The 22849-nt window shown below is 67.3% G+C and carries 22 protein-coding genes; 9 read left to right on the top strand and 13 right to left on the bottom strand.

The window, feature by feature from the left end; genetic code table 11:
* Positions 1 to 145 precede the first annotated feature (145 nt).
* The 6 genes from V7060_RS17260 to V7060_RS17235 form a co-directional block, all read right to left on the bottom strand.
* Positions 146 to 1138 (bottom strand): RDD family protein, encoded by a 993-nt coding sequence (locus V7060_RS17260; protein WP_334180454.1) that lies wholly within the window; start codon positions 1136 to 1138, stop codon positions 146 to 148.
* Positions 1135 to 2025 (bottom strand): RDD family protein, encoded by an 891-nt coding sequence (locus tag V7060_RS17255; RefSeq protein ID WP_334180453.1) that lies wholly within the window; start codon positions 2023 to 2025, stop codon positions 1135 to 1137. Before V7060_RS17255 ends, V7060_RS17260 begins: the two co-directional genes overlap by 4 nt.
* A gap of 51 nt (positions 2026 to 2076) precedes the next feature.
* Complete coding sequence (locus V7060_RS17250) at positions 2077 to 2802, bottom strand: GYF domain-containing protein (RefSeq protein WP_334180452.1); 726 nt, start codon at positions 2800 to 2802, stop codon at positions 2077 to 2079.
* 26 nt (positions 2803 to 2828) lie between these two features.
* A complete protein-coding gene (locus tag V7060_RS17245) occupies positions 2829 to 3302 on the bottom strand; it encodes a DUF494 family protein (RefSeq protein ID WP_142123186.1) in 474 nt (157 codons plus the stop codon).
* Positions 3299 to 4477, bottom strand: coding sequence for a DNA-processing protein DprA (dprA, locus tag V7060_RS17240; protein ID WP_334180451.1), 1179 nt, complete (start codon positions 4475 to 4477; stop codon positions 3299 to 3301). Before dprA ends, V7060_RS17245 begins: the two co-directional genes overlap by 4 nt.
* Positions 4478 to 4555: 78 nt before the next feature.
* Complete coding sequence (locus V7060_RS17235) at positions 4556 to 5680, bottom strand: LysM peptidoglycan-binding domain-containing protein (protein WP_334180450.1); 1125 nt, start codon at positions 5678 to 5680, stop codon at positions 4556 to 4558.
* A 132-nt stretch (positions 5681 to 5812) separates the two neighbouring features.
* On the opposite strand from V7060_RS17235, the gene def reads away from it, so the two are divergent.
* The 4 genes from def (at position 5813) to V7060_RS17215 (ending at position 10077) form a co-directional block, all read left to right on the top strand.
* Positions 5813 to 6325, top strand: coding sequence for a peptide deformylase (def, locus tag V7060_RS17230; RefSeq protein ID WP_334180449.1), 513 nt, complete (start codon positions 5813 to 5815; stop codon positions 6323 to 6325).
* A 73-nt stretch (positions 6326 to 6398) separates the two neighbouring features.
* Entirely contained in the window at positions 6399 to 7319 is a 921-nt protein-coding gene (gene fmt / locus V7060_RS17225; protein WP_334180448.1) for a methionyl-tRNA formyltransferase, read from the top strand.
* On the top strand, positions 7316 to 8611 hold the full coding sequence (rsmB, locus tag V7060_RS17220) for a 16S rRNA (cytosine(967)-C(5))-methyltransferase RsmB (RefSeq protein WP_334180447.1): 1296 nt from the start codon (positions 7316 to 7318) through the stop codon (positions 8609 to 8611). The genes fmt and rsmB overlap by 4 nt, the downstream gene beginning before the upstream one ends.
* Before the next feature lie 212 nt (positions 8612 to 8823).
* Positions 8824 to 10077 (top strand): O-antigen ligase family protein, encoded by a 1254-nt coding sequence (locus V7060_RS17215; RefSeq protein ID WP_334180446.1) that lies wholly within the window; start codon positions 8824 to 8826, stop codon positions 10075 to 10077.
* A gap of 211 nt (positions 10078 to 10288) precedes the next feature.
* On the opposite strand, the gene V7060_RS17210 is transcribed toward V7060_RS17215, so the two are convergent.
* Together V7060_RS17210 and V7060_RS17205 are read right to left on the bottom strand one after the other, a co-directional pair.
* Positions 10289 to 11470, bottom strand: coding sequence for a glycosyltransferase family 4 protein (locus tag V7060_RS17210; protein ID WP_334180445.1), 1182 nt, complete (start codon positions 11468 to 11470; stop codon positions 10289 to 10291).
* The gene (locus V7060_RS17205) at positions 11467 to 12735 is read right to left on the bottom strand and encodes a glycosyltransferase family 4 protein (protein ID WP_334180444.1); all 1269 of its coding nucleotides are present in this window, start codon (positions 12733 to 12735) and stop codon (positions 11467 to 11469) included. The genes V7060_RS17210 and V7060_RS17205 overlap by 4 nt, the downstream gene beginning before the upstream one ends.
* A 513-nt stretch (positions 12736 to 13248) precedes the next feature.
* Between V7060_RS17205 and V7060_RS17200 the strand changes: the two genes are divergently transcribed.
* The 3 genes from V7060_RS17200 (at position 13249) to V7060_RS17190 (ending at position 16032) form a co-directional block, all read left to right on the top strand.
* Positions 13249 to 14064, top strand: a complete 816-nt coding sequence (locus V7060_RS17200; protein ID WP_334180443.1) for a glycosyltransferase family 2 protein — start codon at positions 13249 to 13251, stop codon at positions 14062 to 14064.
* Positions 14064 to 15092: a CDP-glycerol glycerophosphotransferase family protein gene (locus V7060_RS17195; protein ID WP_334180442.1), complete on the top strand. Its 1029-nt coding sequence runs from the start codon at positions 14064 to 14066 to the stop codon at positions 15090 to 15092. The genes V7060_RS17200 and V7060_RS17195 overlap by 1 nt, the downstream gene beginning before the upstream one ends.
* A 109-nt stretch (positions 15093 to 15201) precedes the next feature.
* Entirely contained in the window at positions 15202 to 16032 is an 831-nt protein-coding gene (locus tag V7060_RS17190; RefSeq protein WP_334180441.1) for a glycosyltransferase family 2 protein, read from the top strand.
* Positions 16033 to 16041: 9 nt separating this feature from the next.
* On the opposite strand, the gene V7060_RS17185 is transcribed toward V7060_RS17190, so the two are convergent.
* The 5 genes from V7060_RS17185 to V7060_RS17165 all read right to left on the bottom strand — a co-directional run bounded on the left by V7060_RS17185 (position 16042) and on the right by V7060_RS17165 (position 20898).
* Positions 16042 to 17088 (bottom strand): glycosyltransferase family 9 protein, encoded by a 1047-nt coding sequence (locus V7060_RS17185; protein ID WP_334180440.1) that lies wholly within the window; start codon positions 17086 to 17088, stop codon positions 16042 to 16044.
* The gene (locus V7060_RS17180; protein WP_334180439.1) at positions 17085 to 17840 is read right to left on the bottom strand and encodes a glycosyltransferase family 2 protein; all 756 of its coding nucleotides are present in this window, start codon (positions 17838 to 17840) and stop codon (positions 17085 to 17087) included. The genes V7060_RS17185 and V7060_RS17180 overlap by 4 nt, the downstream gene beginning before the upstream one ends.
* A 27-nt stretch (positions 17841 to 17867) precedes the next feature.
* Complete coding sequence (locus V7060_RS17175) at positions 17868 to 19412, bottom strand: PH domain-containing protein (protein WP_334180438.1); 1545 nt, start codon at positions 19410 to 19412, stop codon at positions 17868 to 17870.
* Positions 19412 to 19918, bottom strand: coding sequence for a PH domain-containing protein (locus V7060_RS17170; RefSeq protein ID WP_334180437.1), 507 nt, complete (start codon positions 19916 to 19918; stop codon positions 19412 to 19414). Before V7060_RS17170 ends, V7060_RS17175 begins: the two co-directional genes overlap by 1 nt.
* A gap of 80 nt (positions 19919 to 19998) precedes the next feature.
* Positions 19999 to 20898: a lauroyl acyltransferase gene (locus V7060_RS17165; protein ID WP_334180436.1), complete on the bottom strand. Its 900-nt coding sequence runs from the start codon at positions 20896 to 20898 to the stop codon at positions 19999 to 20001.
* An 83-nt stretch (positions 20899 to 20981) separates the two neighbouring features.
* Between V7060_RS17165 and dtd the strand changes: the two genes are divergently transcribed.
* Both dtd and V7060_RS17155 read left to right on the top strand, forming a co-directional pair.
* Positions 20982 to 21422 carry a D-aminoacyl-tRNA deacylase gene (gene dtd / locus V7060_RS17160; protein ID WP_334180435.1) on the top strand — a complete coding sequence of 147 codons (441 nt, stop codon included), beginning with the start codon at positions 20982 to 20984 and terminating at the stop codon, positions 21420 to 21422.
* A 100-nt stretch (positions 21423 to 21522) separates the two neighbouring features.
* On the top strand, positions 21523 to 22849 hold a 1327-nt coding region (locus V7060_RS17155), incomplete at its 3' end, for a sigma-70 family RNA polymerase sigma factor (protein WP_334180434.1).

Raw genomic sequence — 22849 nt, 5'->3', positions numbered from 1 at the left:
AAGCGGACGCCCGGAGCGGGGGCCCCGGGCGTTCAGTTTTCCTTTTTATAGTGGTGTCACGGCCGGGGTCGGCCTGTCAAGCCGGATCGCCCAAGCCGGCCCCCGGGCCGCGCCCCCGGTCACGCCCGGCGCCCCGCCTGGCGGCTTACCGGCTCATCGAGGCCAGGGCGGCGACGCCCACGATCATCAGGATCACCGCGCCCACGAGGAACAGGCCGCCGAGGATCAGGATCACCAGGGCCACGGGGCCCAGTTCTTCGCGCTGGCGCTCCGGTTGCGAGGTGAACGCCCACTTGTCCACCACCAGCGTGTCGCAGATGAAATCGTGCAGGCCCTGCTTGCGCGCGGTGAAGGCCGCCATCAGGAAGCCGATGCCGAGGATGAGCAGCGACAGGAAGGACGCCCAATAGCGGCCGAACCCCCGCAGGAAGCTGATCCTGTCGCCGTCGGTGCGCACGACCTTGATGCCGATGGCCAGCTTCCCCGGGGTGGCCATCAGGCCGGCGCTGGAATGGAACCAGGCATATGCCATGGCCGACAGGACATAGGAGATGGCGGTTTCGCCGACGTTGAAGGCATCGTTCGCCCCGGAGAAGCCGCTGGAGAAGGAACTTCCGAAGCCCAGCAGTCCGCCGACGATGGCCGCGATGATGCCGACCGGGATGCCGATCGCGAACGCATCGATGAAGCTGGCGGCGACGCGTTTCCAGAACCCCGCGTAGACCACGTGACCACCGCTGACGGGCGTACCGGAGGCCAGGCCCCCGATGTCGGCACGCGGCGCGGCATACGGGGAATCGCCCGGCGATATCGCGGACTCGGCCCGCATGACGGGCGCGGGCTGCGTGTAGGTCGGCTCGCTGGCGGTGAACACCGCGCGACCGGTCAGCGGGCGCTCGGCTTCCACTTCGGCTGCCCCCGGCGTTTCGGCCGCCTCGGGTGCGGCCGGAGCGTGCGCGCTCACGTCCAGCCGGAGTTCCGGCGCGACGTTCACCAGCGCGGTCCACTGCTCCATGCCCTCGCGCCAGACCAGCGAGGTGCGGCTGAGCGTGCCGTCGCGGAAGAGGTCGGCCACCGTGGCGCCATCGACCGGGCCTTGGCGCTGCTGCTGCGCATCGACGTAGTACCACGTGGTCATGTGAGGTCCTTCATCAGCATCGCGCCCAGCAGCCCGTAGATGGCGAGGCTGCCGACGATCATCAGCGCGGCCAGCACGAGGATCACGATGGTGACTACGCCCAGTTCGTCGCGCTGGCGTTCGGGGAAGGCGGTGAACGCCCACTTGTCCACCACCAGCGTGTCGCAGAGCATGTCGTGCAGCGCCTGCTTGCGCTCGGTGAATGCGACCATCAGGCCGGAGATCAGCACGCCCAGGCCGCAGGTGACCATGCTGAAGACGAGATAGGCGAGCGAGCGCAGGAAGCCGCGCCAGAAGCTCACGCGCTGGCCGTCGGTGCGCGCGACCTTGATGCCGACCGCCAGCTTGCCGAGGCTGGCCTGCAACGAAGAGGACTGCATCCAGCCGAAGTAGATGCACGGTGCGAGGAACAGGATCGGATAGATGGCCAGCATCGAGGCGATGCCCGCGCCCGTGGCGAACGGATTGTCGGAACCGCCCGCCCCCATCACGCCGACGCCGATCAGCATCAGCGGAATCATCAGCGCATAGCTGATGATCGTGGTGACCATGCTGTCGATGCAGCTGGCGGCGAAGCGCTTCCACAGGCCGGCCTGCACGACATGGCCGGCGACGACGGGCTGGAAGGAGGCCAGGTCCGCGCTCGGCGGCGTGTAGGGCGCGTCGGGCGCCGGCACCGCGACATCTGCGGCAGGCGCGTCGATGGCGTCGAGCTGCAGGTCGAGTTCCGCGGCGACGGTGCGCAACGGCTGCCAGTCCTGCAGTCCTTCCCGCCACACCAGCGATGCGGCTCCCAGGCGCGCGTGGCGCACATGGCTTGCCAGTTCCTCGGCCGAGAACGGCCCCTGCCGCTGCCCGCTGGCATCGGCGTAGTACCACTGCGTCATCGTGTCATTCCCCGGTGAAAAGCGCGGCCCGCGTCGCCGCGCCGACGTCGTTCAATCGCGGCAGTCCAAGGGCAGCCACTTGTTGTCGATTTCCGACGAGCAGTTCCATGCGTCGTGGTCGCTGCCCATGTCCCGCCACAGTTTGCGGCCATCGATCGCGGCGTTGCCGGTATTGCCGAATTCCAGCTCGAAACCGCAGGTGCCATCGTCGAATTCGCCCACGACCACCCGCGTGACGTAGGTGCCCGCATAGCTTTCGGGGGCACCGATGCCGTCCTCGTCATTGCCCGGACAGCGTCCTTCGCCCGTGCGGATCGCTTCCACCTGCAGCTTCAGCGGCTCGCTCTCGGCGATGGCCTGGGAGACCTTCGAGCGCAGCGTGTAGTCGTTGTAGGCGGGAAGCGAGATCGCCGCGAGGATGGCGCCGATACCCAGGCACGGCACCAGCAGCACGGCCGCGACGATCAGGGCGATCTTGCCGCCCGACATGCCGGGCTTGGTGGCGGGTGCAACGGATGGCTGCCCCAGGCGCTCATGCGGGGCGGACGCGGAGGGGGCCTGCGGCACGGGCGGCGGAGTGCTGCCGACATCGACGGGTGCCGGGTTCAGGCCGAGTTCGTCGGCGACGTCGCGTAGCGGCAGCCACTGCGCCATGCCTTCGCGCCAGACCAGGCTGTCCAGCGCAACGCGTCCGAAACGGAAATGGGTGACCAGTTCATCCGACGAGACCGGACCGTGCTGCTCACGGTTCCGGTCGGCGTAATACCAACCCGACATGCTTCCCCCTGAAGCGGATCAACGCCTCAGTGTACCGGCTCGGGCTCGTCGGCAAACATCTGGGTTTCCATCCACGCGTAGGCGGCTTCGGAACCCGGCTGGTTGAACAGCACCATCAGCACGACCCACTTCAGGTCGTCCAGGTCCAGCTCGTCCTGGTCCAGCGCCATCGCACGGTCCAGCACCAGCTCGCGCTGGTCCGCATCGAGGACGCCGTGCTGCTCCAGGAACAGCAGGAAGCCTCGGCATTCGACGTCCAGCTTCTCAAGTTCCGGACCGTGGAAGACGCGGGTCGGTCCACCGACGCGCGGCGTGGAGGCGGCGGGACGCTGGTCGGCCAGGGCATCGAGCCAGTCGAAGGCCTTGCTGATTTCGGCGGGGCTGAAACCGGCCTGGATCAGGCCGTTCTGGAGAGAGTCGCGGTCGCGGACGGGGTCCGCATCTTCGGTGAAGTAGTGTTCGAACAGGTACAGCAGTACATCCAGGATGCTCTCTTTCATTGCCCCTCGGCCTGCGTCATCGACGCTGTGGAGGTGAAGAAACCGGTCTTTCTCTGGTATCGGCCGTGTTCCGCCGTTACTAAGCCATCCAGTTCCATGACCAGCAGCATGGAGGACAGTTCCGCGGCCGTCAATCGGGTGCGTGAGACGAGCTGATCCATACCTGTAGGGTCGTGACCGAGTGCCTGCCACAACAACTGGTAGTCGGGGTCGAGTCGAGGGGGCGTCTCGCCCGCGCCCGCCATCGCCCCGGATTCAGCCTCGCCGAGCCGCGCCCGCAGGGCGTCGGCGAGGTTCGCGGCCAAATGGGCGAGGGCGGCGATGACTTCCCGCGGCTCCTCCACCAGCGCCGCGCCGTCGCGAAGCAGGCGGTGGCAGCCGCGGGCCTTGGGATTGTGGATCGATCCGGGAATGGCGAACACCTCGCGTCCCGCCTCTCCGGCCTGGCGGGCGGTGATCAGCGCGCCGGACTGCTCGGCCGCCTCCACGACCAGCGTCCCCAGCGCCAGCCCGGCGAGGATCCGGTTGCGTGCCGGGAAGTGGCTGCGCAGCGCCGGTGTGCCGGGTGGATGCTCGCTGACCACGGCGCCGTGCGCCGCCAGCCGGTCGCGCAGCCGGTCATGGGCCGGGGGATACGCCAGGTCGGGGCCGGTGCCGACCACGGCGACCGTGGTGCCGGCGCCCGCGGCCAGCGCCGCCTCGTGCGCCGCAGCATCGACGCCGCGCGCCATGCCGCTGACCACGACGATGCCCGCCGACGCCAGCGCGCGCGCGAAGTAGTGGGCATTGTCGCGGCCACCGCTGGTCGGGGTGCGGCTGCCGACGATGGCGACGGCGGGGCGCCACAGCAGGGCGGGGTCACCGTCGACGAACAGGGCGAGTGGCGGACTGGACATCGCGCGTAGCGGCGCGGGGTAGTCCGGATCGTGCCAGCCGATCAGGTGATGGCCTGGTGCGTCCAGCCAGCGCCGGGTGCGCGCCAGCGCACCGTCCGTGTCCGCGCCCTGCAAGCGTCCGATCTGGGCGGCGTCCAGCCCTTCCGTCCGCCATGCGCCCGCACCGGCGGCGAGCGCGGAAGTGGGGGATTCCCGCCGCTCCAGCAGGCGGCGGCGCGGCAGCACGGGGCCGCCGGCCAGTACCAGGCGGGCCAGCGCCATCAGGTCGTCGTTGGGCATGCGGCCAGACTAGGCCGGACATGACGACGGCGCCCTCGGGCGCCGTCGCGGTCTTGCGTAGGAATTGCCTGACGCGGCTCAGTACGTCGCGTCGGGATGCTTCAGCTCATACCCGACGCGGGTGGCTTCCGCGCTTTCCATGACCAGCGCGTAGCTGACCTTGTCGAAGGTGCGGAACACCATCGCATGGCTGGCGTACTCGTCGGGCAGGCTGACCCGGCCGGCGCCCGACTTCGGCGATTCGCTGATGCGCGAGGATTGGGGGTAGGCCATGCGGTTGGCGGTGTGGCTGCCATTGCGCCAGATCGAGAACACGGTGCCGTTGTCCACGCCGTCCAGGCGGCCGCCGGAGATCGCGATCACGTCGCGCGTGCCGCCCGAGGTGAAGGCGTCGGCCACGGCCAGCACGCGCAGCTTGCCGGCCGGATCGCTGGCGGGCGGGTGCGGGAAGAAGTGCAGGTCGTAGGGCTGGGCGTCGACCGGAATCAGCCGGTCGCCGACGCGCACTTCGTGGCCACCGATATCGGCAAGCAGCGTGCTGACCTCGGTGCCCGGCACGACGCCGCGGGTAAAGGTGGCCACGTTGACCTTGACCAGTTCATAGCCGAGGAATGCGCCCTTGCCGGACTGCTCGACGATGTCCTTCCACTGGTCCACTTCGCCGCGGATCGTGCGGCCGCGGAAATCGAGGTCCTGCGCGCGCGGATTGTCCGTGAACTTGGCGGTGGGACGCACGACCAGGAAGCGCTGGCCGGCCTGCACGCCATCCAGGCCACGGACATAGATGTTGTGGCCACCGGAGCCGCGCAGGCGGTCTTCGTCCAGGCCGGCGACATGCGGCAGCTGCTCGAAGCTGTCGACCACGCGGCGGTCCTTCAGGTAGGCCTCGATGTCGGACAGCGGGATCGCGTTGAGCGGCGCTTCCTGGCGCGGGCCGGGCTGCACCGCCACGCGGTCCAGGTAGGCCAGGCTGATGACGTCGCCCGGATAGATCAGGTGCGGGTTCTGGATCTGCGGATTGGCCTGCCAGATCTCCGGCCACAGCCACGGCTTCTTGAGGAAGCGCGCGGAAATGTCCCACAGCGTGTCGCCACGCTTGACCACATAGGTATCAGGATGGCTTCCCGCCATCTCGGCGGCAGCCGCATAGGTGCCGACGGTCAGCGCCGCAACGGCGAGAACCGTACGAAAATATTTAAACATGGCGGTATCTACCTGATTCCCCGACAGGTGGTCAGCACTATAGTCCAGAAAACCCGGCGCAACGCAAGCGCCCGCGTTAGAATTCGTGAGGCCTTGCCGGATTCCACTGGCGCCCCCATTCCGAGACGTACCATGGCCCTGCTCCCTATCCTCGAATTCCCCGATCCGCGCCTGCGCACCAAGGCCGTGCCGGTCGATGCCGGGCATGTGACGTCGTCCACATTCCAGCGCCTGCTCGACGACATGTTCGAGACCATGTACGACGCGCCCGGCATCGGCCTGGCGGCCAGCCAGGTGGACGTGCACCAGCGGTTCATGGTCATCGACATCAGCGAAGAGAAGAACCAGCCGCAGGTCTTCATCAATCCCGAGCTGAGCGACAAGGCGGGCGAGCAGGTCTACCAGGAGGGCTGCCTGTCGGTGCCCGGCATCTTCGCCGACGTCACCCGCGCCGACGAGGTCACCGTGCGCTTCCTTGATCGCCAGGGTCAGGCGCAGGAACTGCGCGCCGACGGTCTGCTGGCCGTGTGCATCCAGCACGAGATGGACCATCTGGACGGCAAGCTGTTCGTCGACTACCTCTCGCCGCTGAAGCGCGAGATGGTGCGCAAGAAGCTGGCCAAGCAACGCAAGCACGTGGCCTGATCGCCGCGCCGCGGAACCGGGCGTACGGGATGCTCCCGCCGGTTCCGTCCTCTCCTTTCCGAAGTCATCCCCCATGAGAATCGTCTTCGCCGGCACGCCGGCTTTCGCCGTTCCCTGCCTGCGCACGGCCCATGCCCACCATGAAGTCGTCGCGGTCTACACCCAGCCCGACCGGCCGGCCGGTCGCGGGCGTGGCCTGACGCCGTCGCCGGTGAAGCTGGAAGCGATCCAGCGTGGCATCCCCGTGCTGCAGCCGTTGTCGTTGAAGAAGAAGTCCACCCAGGACGCGCTGCGCGAAATGCAGCCCGACGTGATGATCGTGGTGGCGTACGGTCTGATCCTGCCGCAGGCCGTGCTCGACATTCCGCAGTACGGTTGCTGGAATGTGCATGCCTCGCTGCTGCCGCGCTGGCGGGGCGCCGCGCCCATCCAGCGCGCCATCGAGGCCGGCGACGACGAGACCGGCGTCTGCCTGATGCAGATGGAGGCGGGTCTGGATACCGGCCCCGTGCTGCTGGCGCAGAGTCTGCCGATCGGGCCGGACGATACCGGCGGGCAACTGCACGACCGCCTGTCCGACCTCGGCGCGCAGGTGCTGCGCGATGCGCTGGGTCTGCTGCGGGCGGGCGTGAGGCTGCCGCCGCACCCGCAGTCGGAGGTGGGCGTTGAATACGCGCACAAGCTGGACAAGGCGGAGGCGAAGCTGGACTGGACGCAACCCGCCGAGGTGCTGGCGCGCAAGGTCCGTGCCTTCAACCCGTGGCCGGTCGCCGAAGCGCAGGTCGCCGGCGAGCGCCTGCGCATCCACGGTGCAGTCGCGGCCGACCAGGCGCATGCGGCGGCGCCGGGAACCTTGCTCGCCGCCAGCCGGCAGGGCCTGGATATCGCCTGTGGCGCCGGTGTGCTTCGCCTGCGCGTGGTCCAGCGCGAAGGCGGCAAGGCGATCACCGCGGCGGACTACCTCAACGCGCGGCGCGACCTGGTGCTGCCATGACCACCCAGGCCGGGGTCGCGGTACGGGTCCTCGCGACCCGCGTGGTGGACGCGGTGATGCACCGCGGCCGTTCGCTGAAGGCGGAACTGGCCACGAACCTGCCCCGGATCGAAGACGTCCGCGACCGCGCGCTGTTGGAGGCGATCTGCTTCGCGGCGCTGCGTTCGCGTGCCTGCGGCGAAGCCGCCCTCGCTGCGTGGATGGCGAAGCCGCTGGGGCGGGCGGACAACGAACTGCGCGCGCTGTTGCATGTGGGCTTCGCGCAGCTAGTGGTGATGGAGTTGCCGCCCCATGCCGCCCTCTCCGCGACGGTCGAAGCGGTGCGTGCGCTCGGTCGGCCGCACCAGGACAAACTGGTGAATGCCCTGCTCAGGCGTGCGCAGCGCGAGGGCCTGCCGGATGTGCCCGCCGATGCGCTGTGGCCCGCCTGGCTGCGGCAGCAGGTGCGCGAGGACTGGCCTGCGCAGGCGGATGAGATCTTTGCCGCGAGCCAGCGCGAGGCGCCGCTCTGGCTGCGCGTCAACCGGCGGCATGGCACCCGTGATGCGTATCGACAGCGCCTGCTGGAGGCCGGTATCGCCGCCGAGCCAGTCGACGGCATGGCCGACGCCCTGGTGCTGGATGCGCCGGTGGCGGCCACGGCATTGCCGGGGTTCGCGGCGGGGGATGTCTCGGTGCAGGACGGCGCGGCGCAACGGGTCGCGGATCTGTTCCTGGATCTTCCCCCTGGCGCGCGCGTGCTCGACATGTGCGCTGCTCCCGGTGGCAAGACCGCGCACGTGCTGGAGCGCGACCCAACGTTGCAGGTGCTGGCGCTGGATGTGGACGAACGTCGCCTGCAACGTGTGCGCGAAACGCTGCAACGCGTTGGTGTGGAGGCGCAACTGCGGACCGCCGACGCGACCGATGCGGCGATCTGGTGGGACGGACAGCCGTTCGATGCGGTGCTGCTGGACGCACCGTGCTCGGCGACCGGCATCGTGCGCCGGCAGCCGGACGTGCTGCTGCACCGGCGGGAGGAGGATCTGGCGGCGCTGACCGTCCTGCAGGCGCGCCTGCTCGATACCGCGTGGCACGTGTTGCGAAGCGGGGGCGTTCTCGCCTACGCCACCTGCTCGCTGCTGCGGATGGAGAACGCCGGGCAGCTTGATGCCTTCCGCGTGCGACATCCCGACGCACGGCTGGATGTGCTGGACGACACGTGGGGCCACGCGGAAGGCGGCGGCCGACAGCGTTTTCCGGGAGAGCAGCAGATGGATGGATTCTTCTACGCCGCGTTGCGTAAAACGTGAATCGTGTTGCAGGACGTCGCGTTACATGAGTGAGTCGCGGGAGAGTACGGGTTCCGCATCGGCGCATACGGCATAATTCAGCCTTGGCCGCAGCCGGCGTGTTCACGCAGGCTTGACTTCCGGCCAGAGCAAAAAGCGCAGACTTTCGCGCTGCGAAACGTTCTGGATGCTGTGTCCATGATCGTGCCGTTGCAAACCGTAGGATCCGATGCATGCAGGTAGGGAGTACACGTCGACAGGATGTCGCGCGCTGGCTGGTATGGCTGGCAGGCTTCAGTGCTGCTGCTCTCCTGGTCGTACCGAAAGGCCTTTCCGTCTTCGTCGCGCTGATGCTCGCCGCGTCGCTGGTCGCGCTGCCTGATGCGTGGCGCAGCGGGCGGGCTGCGCCACGTGCGCTGTACGTCCTGTTGGCCGGCGCGCTAGGTGTGATTGCGGTCGTGGCAGTGTCCAGGTGGAAGGATGGCGCGCCGTTTTCGGTGCTGGACAATCCTTCGCGTGCGTTGCTGTTGCCGTGGTGTGCGTGGCTCGCGTGGACAACGCGCGTCCGCATGTCGGGCTTGTGGTACGGCGCACTGGCAGGCTTGCTGATTGCGTTCGTCGTCTCCATCGCGCAGGTGTCGCTGGGCGTCGAACGGGCCGGCAGCGATGCCAACCCGATCGTGTTCGCCAATGCGGTGCTGGCATTGCTGGTGCTCGCCGTGTTCTGTCGTCCTGCCCGCGACGGGTGGCCGTGGCGGCTGCTGCTGGCCGTGGTGATCGTGCTGGCCAACGTGGTGGTCATCCTCAGCGGCAGCCGTGGCGTTCTGCCCGGGCTTGGGCTGGTGATGCTCATGCTGCTGGTTGGCACGGCGTCCCGCCGCCGTTGGTGGCGTCTGGGGGGCGCGGTCTGCCTGCTGGCTGCACTGCTCGCCGCCATGTGGACGATACCGTGGCTGTCCAGCCGGTTCCGGCTCGACCAACTGCATGCGGACGTGTCCGGCTTCGCCGTCGGCGCGGTGGATCAGCCCATCAGTGCGCGCATAGCGTTGCTCTCGGTCGCCTGGGACGCGTTCCGCGAGTCGCCCCTGATGGGGTCCGGGGTCGGGACCTTCGCCGACCGGGTCGCTGCGAGCGCCTATTGCAAGGATGTGCAGCGGCACTTCTGCGGGCTCGGTCACGCGCACAACGACCTTGCGCAGTGGGGCGCCACGATGGGACTGATCGGCATCGCCGGCCTGGCGATGCTGTACCTGACGCCGCTCTGGGTGGCTGCGCGACAGATCCGGCGCGATCACCTCTACCTGCCCATCGGGCCGGCATGGACGGTCGGCATGTTGGTGGCGACCTACATAGTGTCGGGACTGACCCAGTCGATATTCGCCCATGCACTCAGTACGAGTGCGTTTGTCGTGTTCGGAGGATTGTTGCTGGGCATGGGAATGGTGCCTTCCGGTGCCGAGTCCGGTCCGGTTCGTTCACCAGCGTGAGTTTGGGAAAGTCACTGGCAAAAGGCACAGGGGCAGCGGGAGGCGGGTACGAACGGACTGGCTGGCAGGCGTCCGTTCGACGCAGTTGTCTCGGCCCAAGAGGCGCATTTGCAGAGCTGGCGTTCCTCGCGAATGGTTCTCCAGATGTCTAGCGGATCAGGAAAGATCTACAGCCGGTTGGGAACACCTCTCTGGTGTCCATGCGGGCTTGCTAAGCGACGAACGGCGTTCTTCCCCGCTGAGTTTTTTCGTGGACCCGGGGTCCAGCGTAGGGCTTTTCGGAGTCGGGTGATGTTGTCTCATCCAGCAGGCGCAAATAGACCGTCTCGGTGTGATCGAGGAATGTTTCGATACCGAATTCGGCGATCGCCCGGTCGCGTGCCGCGTTGCCACGGCGAAGGAGGTCTTCGCGGTCGTTCAGCATGTCGTGCAGCGCCGCAGCCATCGCCGCATATCCATGCACGGGCACAAGCCAGCCATCGGTGCCGGGACGGATGTTTTCCGGCAGGCCGGCGTAGTCCGTCACCATTACGGGCTTTCCCATTGCCATCATCTCGCGGCAGGCGAATGAGATCGTTTCGATGTCATGGGACAGTACGAAGCCGGCATCCAGACGGGCGATCATCGGACGGACGTCGTCCAGAAGGCCGGGGAAATGGAAGTGATCCTGCAAGCCCGATCGCGCGAGCATCGCCCGTTGATCCGCCGATGGAGGGTGGCCGGCAATGACGACCTGGATGCGTTCGCGTTCGTCCGGCTTCAGCAATGCCAAGGCCGCCATCAGGTCGGTCCACCCCTTGTAGTCCGCCGTCCCGGCGTTGCTGCCGATCCAAAGCTGGCTTTCATCCGTACGGTCTATCGCTTCATTGGGGAAAAAGAACGCGGTGTCTACGCCGTTGTAGATGGTTTCCGGTTGGCAGCGGCGGTACGCGGTATGGATCAGCTGACGGCGCACGAATTCGCACACCGCGATCACCTTGTCGGTTCCAGCACGGGCGCGCCACATATGCTGCAGGCCGCGCATTGGCTTGGTGTTGTGCTTGGTCAGTACGACAAAGGGGCGGGGATGCAGGCCACTCAGTGCCGCGATCACGAGGCGATGATCGGCCGACCCGTTCACGTGCACGATATCGAAGCGGTGCGCCTGGAGATAGGAGCGCAGGCGCGCGCAGGCATGCCTGCGCGCGGGTAGCATGCGCGGGCCGTTTGGATAGGCTTGAGCGAAGGCGTGAAGACCCGGGGTCTCCCGTGCTTCACGCAGCAGCCGGCTGTCCTCGGGCGCAGCGACATGCACCTCGTGCCTCCGCATCGACAACCCACGCGCCAGTTCGCGGATGTACGTGGTGTGGCCTCCGCCGCTGCCACTGTGGAAATTGGTGTACAGGAGTTTCATGTGGCGGTCGGGAATGGTGGGGGCGTGCGGTCGCGCCAGCGCGCAACGTGGCCGGGAGCGGTGTCCGTAAGCGCATCACCACGCAGGCAGTGGTCCAGCGCGGCCAACTGCCGTTCGTTCCAGCGCTGCGCATCGGCGAACGCCGCAAGGCCCAGCGACCGGCGCAGGCCCGCATCCTTCGACAGGCGGATGATATGGTCCGCGAAAGCGGCGTGGTCGTGATCGGCCACCACCAGCAGGCCGTTGTTGAATTCTCCGCCCAGGCCCCGTACTCCGGTGACCGTGGAGATGGTGGGTACGCCGGCCCCCATCGCGTCCAGGAGCTTGATGTTGATGCCAGTCCCGGCGATGGTTGGATTGACCGACAAAGGACTGCGGGCGAAGGCGGCACGCAGGTCGTCGACGAAACCGAGCTTTTCCACATTGGGAATATCGGGCGCCCAATTGCAGATCGACCCGGCCAGTCTGAGCCTGAAGTCCGGGATCGAACTCACTACCCGTGGCAGCACGTGTTCCAGGAACTGCCGCAGCGATATCTGATTCGACAGCATGTTGGTGCCGAGATAGAGCGCGGCATGGTCGACGCCGTGGTCGGGCAAGGGCTGGTCCAGGCCGATGTAATGACTGACGACGGCGATTTCTGGATTGCGTTCGCTCACCTCGTACTGTGCCAATTGCTCCCGGAAATGCTCGGCTTCCTGTGCCTGGATGGCGATCACGGCGTCAGCGCGACGCAGGCCCTGGTTTTCGTCCTGGGGCGTGAGCGAAACCCAGTAGCCCTTTCGGAAACCGCGTGCCACGAAAGGGCGATGCCGGTCGGCAAAAGCGTCGTGCGTGTCCAGCAACTTGCGCGTAGAGGCCGGGAATGCGTCAAGCGCGCGGGAGTTGAAAGCGTACTCGACGACGACGGTATCGAACCGCCGATCCATGGCCCGTAGTTGGTGTGACCATGGGTTGCGCCAGTTCTCGTCGAGCCCGGAGTAGTGGCTATGGTCATGCCCGAATCCACGAAGGATCTTCCGCCAACGACGTCTCAACTTGCCCCGCAGCCAGAAGGCGAAGCGAGCCTGTCGCGGACCATTGTCCAGATGCAGGAAGTGCCGCTCGCCGAAAAAGGCGACATGCGACGCTATATCGGGCTTCTGTGTATCCAGCTTGGAGGCGACATGGATGAACGTCAGTTCGTGGCCCAGCGCCTTGATCGCCCTGCAGAGTTGCAAGATGCGCACGCTGTGCCCGGCCTTCGCCGGGAAGATCGGCGTCATCGAAACCAGCGCGACGCTCAGGGGGCGTGTGGTCGAGCCGGGCAGAAGGGAGAAGGCATCGCAGGCGGATCCTGCGACAGGCGTCTCGGGGTGCCGGGTCGGTGAAGGGATTATCATCCGTGGTGGGCCAGGGGTTTGCGGATGGACGCGGTTCGCAAGCAAGGCTCGCGAGCCGATTCCATTCGGTTGGGTGGGACACTGATTTTCCTGACGCCGCGGGACGGCGTCAGCGACTGCCAGCCGCCAAGACAGCCTTCAGTCAGGTTGGCCAGCCCCGACCGGAGAGAAACAGGGGCATGGCCGAGATCAGATCCGTCCGTGCTGTCAGACGGGGCTGACTCGACGGCTGTCTCCGCACGCGCGTCTCCTCCGACGAGTCCAGTTCCACGTGTGCTGGGCGCCGAGCGTACTCGGCCCCTTGATCGACGTGCGATAGAGCGACGTCCCCCTGCTGATGGCGAGCGCCTTGTGCGGGCCGATGCTGGATCGCTGAAGAACAGCTAAGCTCATCGCATGTCTTTCTTGCCCGCCTCCCTCGTCGTCATCTGCCAGAACGAGGCGGCCAATATCGCCCGTTGCCTCGACAGTGTTCCGTTTGCCGCGGAAAAGCTTGTGGTGGACAGCGGCAGCACCGACGACACCATTGCCATCGCCCGGGCCCATGGCGCCAGGGTGGTGCACCAGGACTGGCTGGGCTTCGGCCCCCAGCGCAACTTCGCCAGCACGCAGGCCGCCCACGACTGGATCCTGGTGCTGGATGCGGACGAGTTCCTGTCCCCCGAACTGGCGGCGCAACTCCAGGAAGGATTACCTGGGCTGATGGCGTCGGCGAAGGCCGGCGCCTGGCTGCGCCGCCGCACCTGGCTGATGGGGGCGCCGATGCGCTGGTACCGGCCGATGGTCGGCGAGCGGATGGCGCGGCTTTACCATCGTGGCCGCGCACGCTGGACCGATGCGCGCGTGCACGAATCCCTGCGGTTCGATGGCGAGACGGTGGAATTCAAGGCGCCGTTCAACCATGCCGACAATCCCAGCCTGGTGCACAAGCAGCTGAAGGTGCTGCGCTACAGCGAACTGAAGGCGCTCGACTGGCGCGACAGGCAGCGACCGGTCCGCATGTGGCTGACACCGCTGGTCTACCTGTCCGCCTTCATCAAGGACTACCTGCTGCGTCTGGCCTTCCTGGACGGCTGGCGTGGCTTCATCATCGCGCAGACCGCAGCCAGCTACGCCGCCTACAAGCGCATGCGCTACTACGAGATGCAGCACAATCCCGCCTCCGTCGATGCCGCGCACCGCAAGCTCGCCCGCCACGAACTGGAACACTGATGGCCAAGCACTACCTCCTCTACGGTTCGGAGCGCTACGCGCTCGCCATCCTGCGGCCGCTGCAGGACGCCATCCGTGCGCGCGGCGACGAGGCGGCATGGTTCTTCGATGGTCCCGGCGCAGAGGACCTGCGTCCGGACGAGAAACTGCTGACCACGACCGACGACGTGCGGCGATGGAATGCCATTGCGGTGATCACCGGTAGCAATGCGGTGCCGCACTTTTTCCCGGGGGTGAAGGTGGAGACCTTCCATGGTTTCGATGCCGGCAAGCCGCGGCACATCTATATCCGCGGCTTCTTCGACCTGTACTGCACCACCGGCCCGAACGACACGCGCGCGTTTTCCGAGATTGCCGATCGGGTCGGCCACTTCAAAGTGGTCGAGACCGGCTGGCCGAAGATCGATCCCTTCATGCACGACATCGCGGGAGGACTGCCGCCGGTGCGCAATCCGCCCGTCATCCTGTACCACTCCACCTTCTCGCCTTCCTGGAGTGCGGCGGAGACACTGTACGAGGAAGTGAAACGGCTGTCGCGCAGCGGTGAGTTGACGTGGATCGTCACCTTCCATCCCAAGATGAATCCGGACACCGTGGCCAAGTTCCGCGCACTCGAGAACGAGCACCTGCGCTTCGCCGACGACGACAACATCCTGGACCTGTTTCCGCAGGTCGACATGATGTGTTCGGATACCTCGTCCGCGCTCAACGAGTTCCTCCTCACGTACAAGCCGGTGGTGACGTTCAAGAACCGGCGCCCGGGTCCGCAGTTGATCGACATCGACGATGCAGCGCAGTTCGAGCCGGCCATCCGCCGTGCGCTATCGCGGCCGCCGGAACTTATGCGGGCCATTGTCGACTATGCCGACGGCATGCATCCCTACCGCGATGGCCGTTCGAGCGAGCGCGTGCTGGAGGCCATCGACGCATTCATCGCTGCGGGCGCACGCAACCCCAAGCCCAAGCCGATGAACCTGTGGCGCAAGTTGAAGATCCGCCGGCGCATCGGCTACTGGGGGCCGGCCTGAGACCGGGACGGACGGCACTACCGGCTGTCATCCGGGTGAGGGACAATCTGTGCGGGAATGAGCGTCGCGCCGAGGGGGCGTCGACGCAGTGGACGTGTGGAGGGGCACCATGAAGATCACCGTCATCGCCAGTACCTACAACGCCGAGGAGTGGCTGGAGAAGGTGCTGCTGGGTTACCGGTGGCAGACGTGGCGTGATTTCGAACTCATCGTGGCCGATGACGGGTCGCGTGAATCGACCCGCACGCTGGTGGAGCGCTTCGCCGCCGACTATCCGGTGCCGTTGCGGCATGTATGGCACGAGGACGACGGTTACCGCCGACAGGAAATCCTCAATGCCGCCATCGTGGAGGCGCGGCACGACTACATCCTGTTCACCGACGGCGATTGCATTCCGCGCCGCGATTTCGTGCAGGTGCATGCGCAGCAGGCCGAACCGGGCCGCTTCCTGTCGGGCGGTTACTGCAAGTTGAGCATGAAGCTCAGCAAGGCGATCGAGGCAGAGGACATCCGCGATGGCCGCTGCTTCGACCGCAGCTGGTTGCGCGCGCAGGACCGCCTGGGCCTGTCCAATACGCTGAAACTGGGTGCAGGCGAAGTAGGCGGCATGTTGCTGGACACCATCACCACCACGAAGCCGACGTTCAACAACTGCAACTCGTCGGCGTGGAAGGCGGACCTGCTGGCGATCAACGGCTACGACGAGCGGATGAAGTACGGAGGACCGGACCGCGAGCTCGGGGAACGCCTGGAAAACCACGGCGTCCGCGGCAAGCAGATCCGACACCGGGCCGTCTGCGTCCACCTGGACCACGCGCGCGGCTACAAGACGCGCGAGTCGGTGGAACGCAACCTGGCGATCCGTGCGCAGACGCGCACGCAGCGCATCACCTGGACGCCGTACGGCATCGACAAGTCCGCGGGCAATCCGGCCGGCTGAAGGCGCGCCTCAGCCGGCGTCGCGTGCCGGCAGCGCCGACCACGCGGCGATCACGTCGGCTGCAGGAATGTCGCGCACGCGACTGGATTCGCCGCGCTCTCCACCCAGCACCCTGATCGCGCCGGGTCCGATCGGGCGCCATTTCGCTGGCGAGGCGGCTCCGAACAGCACCACCAGCGGACAGCCCAGCGCGGCGGCCGCGTGTGCCGGTCCGGTGTCCACCGACACCAGGCTGTGTGCCTGTTCGAGCAAGGCCAGCAGGCGCGGTACCGGCAGTTCGCGCGCGGCGTTGTGCAGGCGCGGATCGCGGCCGGTGGCGGCCGATATCTCGTCCAGCACGCCGTACTCGGCGGGTGAGCCGCACAGCACGATGCGGGCTTCGGGCAAGCGTTGCCAGACGGCGGCGGCGACCTCGGCCCATGCCTCGGGCGGCCAGTATTTGGGATGCGAGGCCGTGGCCACGTTGCCGCGCTTGTGGGTGCGCTTGTTGCCGGGCTGGAACAGGACGCACGGGCCTTCCAGCCCGTGGCCCAAGCGCCACCGCGCCAGGTCGCGGCGATCCTCGTCGGTGACGCGCAGCGACGGAAAACGGAATGCCTGCGGATCGACCTGCGCCGTCCCATAGGAATGCGCCGGGTCGCGCATCCCCAAATGCAGCCAGCGGTCGGGCCACAGGCGGGTGACGCCGTTGTCCTCGTCGTCGTCCTTGCGCCGCTGCACGATATCGTCCGCATGCAGCGGCGCGCGCGCGAGCAGGCGCAGGGTCGGTGCATCCGTGTCGCACACGTACACGGGTCCACGGCCCCGGTTGCGCAGCCAGCGAACGGCGCTCCACTGGCTCGGGCACAGCAGGTAGGGCGTATTGCGGCTGGTGACCAGATGTATCTCGCCGACTTCCGGCATCGGCGCCAGCAGGGGCGGTGTCCATGCGCCGGTGGTCAGTACGTCGACGCGCTGGCCGTAACGTGCATGCAGCAGACGAATGAGCGTGGTCAGCATCACCATGTCGCCCAGCGCACCGCAGCGCACGATCAACGGACGCGCCGCGCCGCTCACGGGATCTTCCCCAGCGCATGCAGGTGGCGGTACTTGTCGATGACGGCCTGTGCGTGGCTGGCATGGAACCACCAGCCCTGGCGGCCATCGCGCCAGGCGGCGCGCAGCACATACGCCTTCAGCCAGTACGCGGCGGCGTGGGTCCACGGACTGAGCGCGGAGCAGCGCTTGCCGTCGGCGTGCCGCTGCTCGGCCCAGAGGCGCGCATAGCGTGCGTTCTTCGCACGGTGCGCTTCCAGCGTGCGTGCCGTGTTGTGCTCGATGACGATGTCGACGTCCTTCACCCGCTTGCCGGCCAGGTCGGGTTTCTCGTGCACGCGCATCGGCAGGTAACGATGATCCGGCCGCACCAGGCGCTCGGTGCGTTCGAAGCCGCGGAGCATGCGGCCGAGGAACCAGTTGCACCGCTTCAGGCGCCACACGTCGGCCTGCTCCACGCCCCCATGGGCGAACAGGGCGCGCAGCTGGTCGGCGCTGCCGTCGGCGAGCCACTCATCCGCATCCAGCAGCAACAGCCAGGGTTGGGCGGCGCGGCGGATGGCTTCGTTCTTCTGCTCCGCGAAACCCAGCCAATCCTGGTGTTCGACGCGCGCTCCCTGCGAGCGCGCCAGCGCGACCGTGCCATCGTCCGATCCGCAATCCAGTACGAGAATCTCGCTGCAGAGGCCCTGCACCGAAGCGAGGCAACGCCCCAGTCGGTCGACCTCGTTCTTGGTGATGATGACGGCGGAAAGCGGAAGTGGCGGTGTCATGGGGTCAAGGTCCGTATCGTCGCCGGATCACCAGTGCAGGCGGCGTCGCGAAAGGGCAGTGGTCAATCGTTCGTGGACGGCACGGGCATCGGCCACGGGCACGAAACGCAGCGCCAGTGGCGCCGCGATCCCGTTCGCGCCGGCCGTGTCCAGCCACAGCGTTGCGGTGCCGAAGCGGTGGTCGAGTGGCGAGCGCGACAGGCGCAATGCCTGCAGCTTGTCGATCTCGGCGAAGCGCCAGTAGCGCGACCACCAGCCGCTGCGCACCGCCACGATCTGGTCGTCCATGGTCCAGCCCATGCGATGCGCCTGCCGGCGTGCGGCGACGGCGGCGAACAGCATCCATGCCAGCCCCAGCCATCCCCATGCGCCCACCTGCCACGCAGCCAGCAGCGTGGCCGGCAATAGCCACGCGAGCGACGGCAGCCACAGGCGCCAGCGCGCGGACGCATGCACGGCCCGCCAGTCGTCGCGTGGCCATTGCACCTGCGGCAGCACGTGACCGATCAGGGCATCGCAGACGTCGGGCGGCGCGATAGGCGCGACGTCCTTCAGGGCACGGCTGTCCTGTTGGCCGGACTTCTCCGCCACCGCGGTGTCGATGCGCAGCGAGCGCCTCTTGAACAGGCGGTGCAGCACGCCCTCATGCAGCGTCCATGCCTGGATGCGCCGGCGCGCTACGCTCGTGCGCAGCCGAGTGAACAGGCCGCGTTCCACCATCAGGCGGCGCGGTTCTTCCGTCAGCCGGAAACCATGGAACTGCGACAAGGCCAGTGCGACGGACAGCAGCCGCACCAGGGTCAGCGCAATGCCGACCAGGGCGATGCCACCGGCGGCGCCGCCGAGCCAGCCCAGGTGCAGGTCTTCGGCATAGCCATACGCCTGCTGCGCGCCCTGGCGGAAAACCTGTTCGATCCTGTTCTCCGGCAGGATCTGCCACATGGCGCCGAAGCCCGCCGCCACCACGATCATGCCGCGGTTGGAGATCAGTCCCAGCCGGATGACCTCCATCGTGCTCAGCGAAAGCAGGGTGGTGGCGCGCTCGTCCGGCGCGGTGCCCGGCGAGTCGGACTCGGTGGCGTTGGCATTGGCGGTGGTGCCTCGTGCCTGGTGCCGTACCAGGTTCTCCAGGACCAGCGCATCGCGCAGGCCGAGCACGCGCATCTGCGCCTCGGGCTTCACGCCGCCCGCCGACTCGAGCCTCACCTCGGCCACGCCGAACACGCGGTGCAGCAGCGACTGGTGGACCACCACGTTGTGGATGCGCGAGAACGGGATCTCCCGGCGCGAGCGGTGAAGCAGGCCTTCGCGCACCGTCAGGCCGTCGCGCCCGATCGTGTAGCGGTAGGTGAAGTACTGCAGGATCGCCAGCACCACCAGCACGGCGATGCCGATGACGGGCGCGAGCGACGCCCACAGTTCGCCGTCGCCACTGCTTTTGCGGGCGCCGAACACGATCAGTGCGACCAGCGGGAAGATGAACTGCTTGAGCTGCTGCAGCAGCACGAATAGCCATGACCAGGGATGCAGGCGGCGTTCGTCCGGCGATGCGTCCTGCGCGACGTCTTCCATCACAGTGCGTCGTCGTGGTCGACCTGTGTCGCCAGGCGTTCGCGCAGCCGTTCCGCATCGTCGGCATCCAGCCCGGACACCGAGACCGCGGCCATCCGCGTGCCCGCCGTATGCACCACCAGCGTGGACAACCGCGAACCGCGCTCGAGCGGCCCGCGCTTGAGGTCGAGGTGCTGGACGCGGGAAATCGGCACGTGGGTTTCGCTTTGCCACCAGTTGCCGCGGCGCACCGCGAAACCGCGGTCGTCCAGGCGCCAGCGCGTACGCCGGTGGCGTTTGACGGCGATCCACGCGCCCACCGCGGCAGCCACCAGGGCAGCTACCGCCACGGCCAACCAGGGCGACAGCACATCGGTGGCGCGGGCGATGAAGAACACCGGGAAACCCACCGGGAACACGAGCATCGCGCCGCCCAGCGCGGCAAGCCACGCGCCGCGGGGAGGCAGGGCATGCCACTCCGGTTGCGGCGCGCCGTCGGCCGCGGAATTCTCGATGTGGTCGCTCATGGCGGCTGGCGCGTCCTTGGTGCGTGGAAAGCGTCGAGGGTACGTCGTCGTCGCGTCGTGTTCCCCAATCCCCTGCGGCGTCAGCGGTAGGGAGTGTCCTCGCCGCTGCCCGGAGGCCGCAGCGTATAGCGTTTGTAGGTCCACTGGTACTGCGCGGGATCGCGGCGCGCGATCCGCTCGACGGTTTCGTTGAGCGCGGTGACAGCGGCCACCGGATCGGCGTCGGCGATCGCCGGCGATGCCGGTTCGATGTGCAACGCGAAATCCGGGCCAGGTCCGATCCTCTCGCACCAGGCGAACAACACCGTGGCGCCGGTGCGCTCGGCGAGCCGCGACACCAGCGTCATCGTCAACGCCTGCTTGCCGAAGAACAGGGCGAATTCGCCATCGCCTGCCTTGGGTTGCTGGTCGGGCAGGATGCCGACCGCGCCGCCGTCCTTCAGGACTTTCCACAGTTGCCGCACGGCCGGCCCTTCGGCGCGCACCTGGCGGATGTTGTCGGCGCCGCGCACGCGCAACAGGAACGCGTCGCCCGCTGGCGATGCCGGCGGACGGTAGACGATGGCGAGCGGACCGCGCGATGCCAGCCACTGGTTGAGCAGTTCCCAGTTGCCGAAGTGCGGCGCGGCGACGATCACGCCCTTGCCGCTGGCCAGCGCGGCGTCGTAGAGCGCCTCGCCGTGGCGTTCGCGCAGGCAGGCGAGGTTCTCGTTGGGTGGGCGGGTCCAGAAGCGGAGCGTTTCCAGCGCCTGCCGGGCGGTCGTGCGCAGGATGGCGTGGTGCAGGTCCTTGCGCTGGCCGGGCAACAGCTCGGGGTAGGCGATTTCGAGATTGCGGCGGGCCACCCGGCTTTCGCGCGCATCCGCCCGCCGCCAGGCCCATGCAATGACGTCGCCGAGGGTGCGCAGCCAGGACCAGGGAAGGCGCCCGAGGAGGGAGGCGGCGTGGTAGCCGATGGCGGCGAGCGTGTCGGGTTTCATCCGCCGAGTGTAGCCAACCCGCGCAATCGCTCCTGTCTGCAGGGCGCCCCGCTATCCTGTCGCCCCCGACCCGGAGGCTCTCTATGCTTTCCCTGATCCAGCGCGTGACGCGGGCTTCCGTGGCGGTCGACGATCTCGTCGTCGGCGAAATCGGTGGCGGCCTGCTCGCCCTGGTGGCGCTGGAGCCTGCCGATACGGAGGCCCAGATCGCACGCATGGCCGAGCGGCTGCTGGGCTATCGCGTGTTCGCCGACGAAGCGGGCCGCATGAACCGGTCCCTGGCCGACACGGGCGGCGGGTTGCTGCTGGTCAGCCAGTTCACATTGGCGGCCGATACCCGCTCGGGGATGCGTCCCAGCTTCACGACGGCGGCTCCGCCCGAAGAGGCTGAACGGGGCTTCAACCGGCTGGTCGCTTTCTGCCGCGAAAAGCATGCGGGCAGGGTGGAAACGGGCCGCTTCGGCGCCCATATGGTGATCAGCCTCGTCAATGACGGGCCCGTGACCTTCCTGCTCCGCCCCTGACGTTCCACCTTTGCCGGGAGTCAGGCTGCAGGAACCCAAGCCGGTCCGGGCTGGTATAATACGGGGTTCTCCCTTCCTTACTCCCGGTGGCGCAACCTCCATGGCCAACGAACGTCCTGCGCAGCAGTCCGATATCAAGCTCTTGATCAGCAAGGGTTTGGAGCAGGGCTATCTGACGTACGCCGAAGTCAACGATCACCTGCCGGACGACCTGGTCGATCCGGAGCAGATCGAGGACATCATCGGCATGATCAACGGCATGGGCATCGATGTCCATGAAGTCGCACCCGATGCCGAAACCCTGCTGCTCGCCGACGGCAACACCGGCAACCGCGAAGTCGACGAGACCGCGGCCGAAGAAGCCGCCGCCGCGCTGACTTCGCTGGATACCGAAGGCGGCCGCACCACCGATCCCGTGCGCATGTACATGCGCGAGATGGGCACCGTCGAGCTGCTGACGCGCGAAGGCGAAATCGCCATCGCCAAGCGCATCGAGGAAGGCCTGGGCCAGGTGCAGGCATCGCTGGGCAACTTCCCGTGGTCCATCGAGCTGCTGCTGGAAGAGTACGAACTGCACAAGGCCGGCAAGAAGCGCCTGGCCGAAGTCGTCGTCGGGTTCAACGACGTCGAGGAACCGACACCGGAAGTGCCGGCCGCCGAAGAGGTCGCCGATGCGGCCGAAGACGCCGATGACGAAGAGGACGGCGACGACGACGCGGCAGAGGAAGCCGCGCCGACCGGTCCGGACCCGGAAGAGGTCGCGCGCCGCATGCAGGTGCTCGCCGACGGCTACGCCAAGTTCAAGAAGTCGTACGCCAAGCATGGTGCCGACAACAAGGCGGTCGCGAAGCTGCGTACCGATCTCGGTGAAACCTTCGTCACCCTGAAACTGCCGCTGCCGCTGACCGACACGCTGGTCCGCAAGCTGCGCGAGGTGGTGGGGCAGGTGAAGGACCATGAGCGTCGCGTGCTGCACCTGTGCGCCAACGTCGCCAAGATGCCGCGCAAGGAATTCCTGCGGGCGTGGGAAGGCAACCAGACCAACCTCGGTTGGGTGGATGAAGTACTGAAGCGCAAGCAGAAGTGGTCGTCGGGCCTGCGCGACGTGCGCGAGCAGATCGTCGCCGAGCAGGAGGCCACCATCGCCGTCGAACAGGCCATGCACCTGACGCTGGCCGACATCAAGGACATCAGCCGAGCGATGGCCTATGGCGAAGCCAAGGCGCGCAAGGCCAAGAAGGAAATGGTCGAGGCCAACCTGCGCCTGGTCATCTCCATCGCCAAGAAGTACACCAACCGCGGCCTGCAGTTCCTCGACCTGATCCAGGAAGGCAACATCGGCCTGATGAAGGCCGTGGACAAGTTCGAGTATCGCCGCGGCTACAAGTTCTCGACCTACGCCACCTGGTGGATCCGCCAGGCGATCA

It is taken from the genome of Pseudoxanthomonas sp. (assembly GCF_036845285.1).
In the GTDB taxonomy this organism is placed as follows: Bacteria; Pseudomonadota; Gammaproteobacteria; order Xanthomonadales; family Xanthomonadaceae; genus Pseudoxanthomonas_A.
The sequence above is the reverse complement of the archived record's forward strand: the minus strand, read 5'-3'. Positions and strand labels throughout refer to the sequence as shown.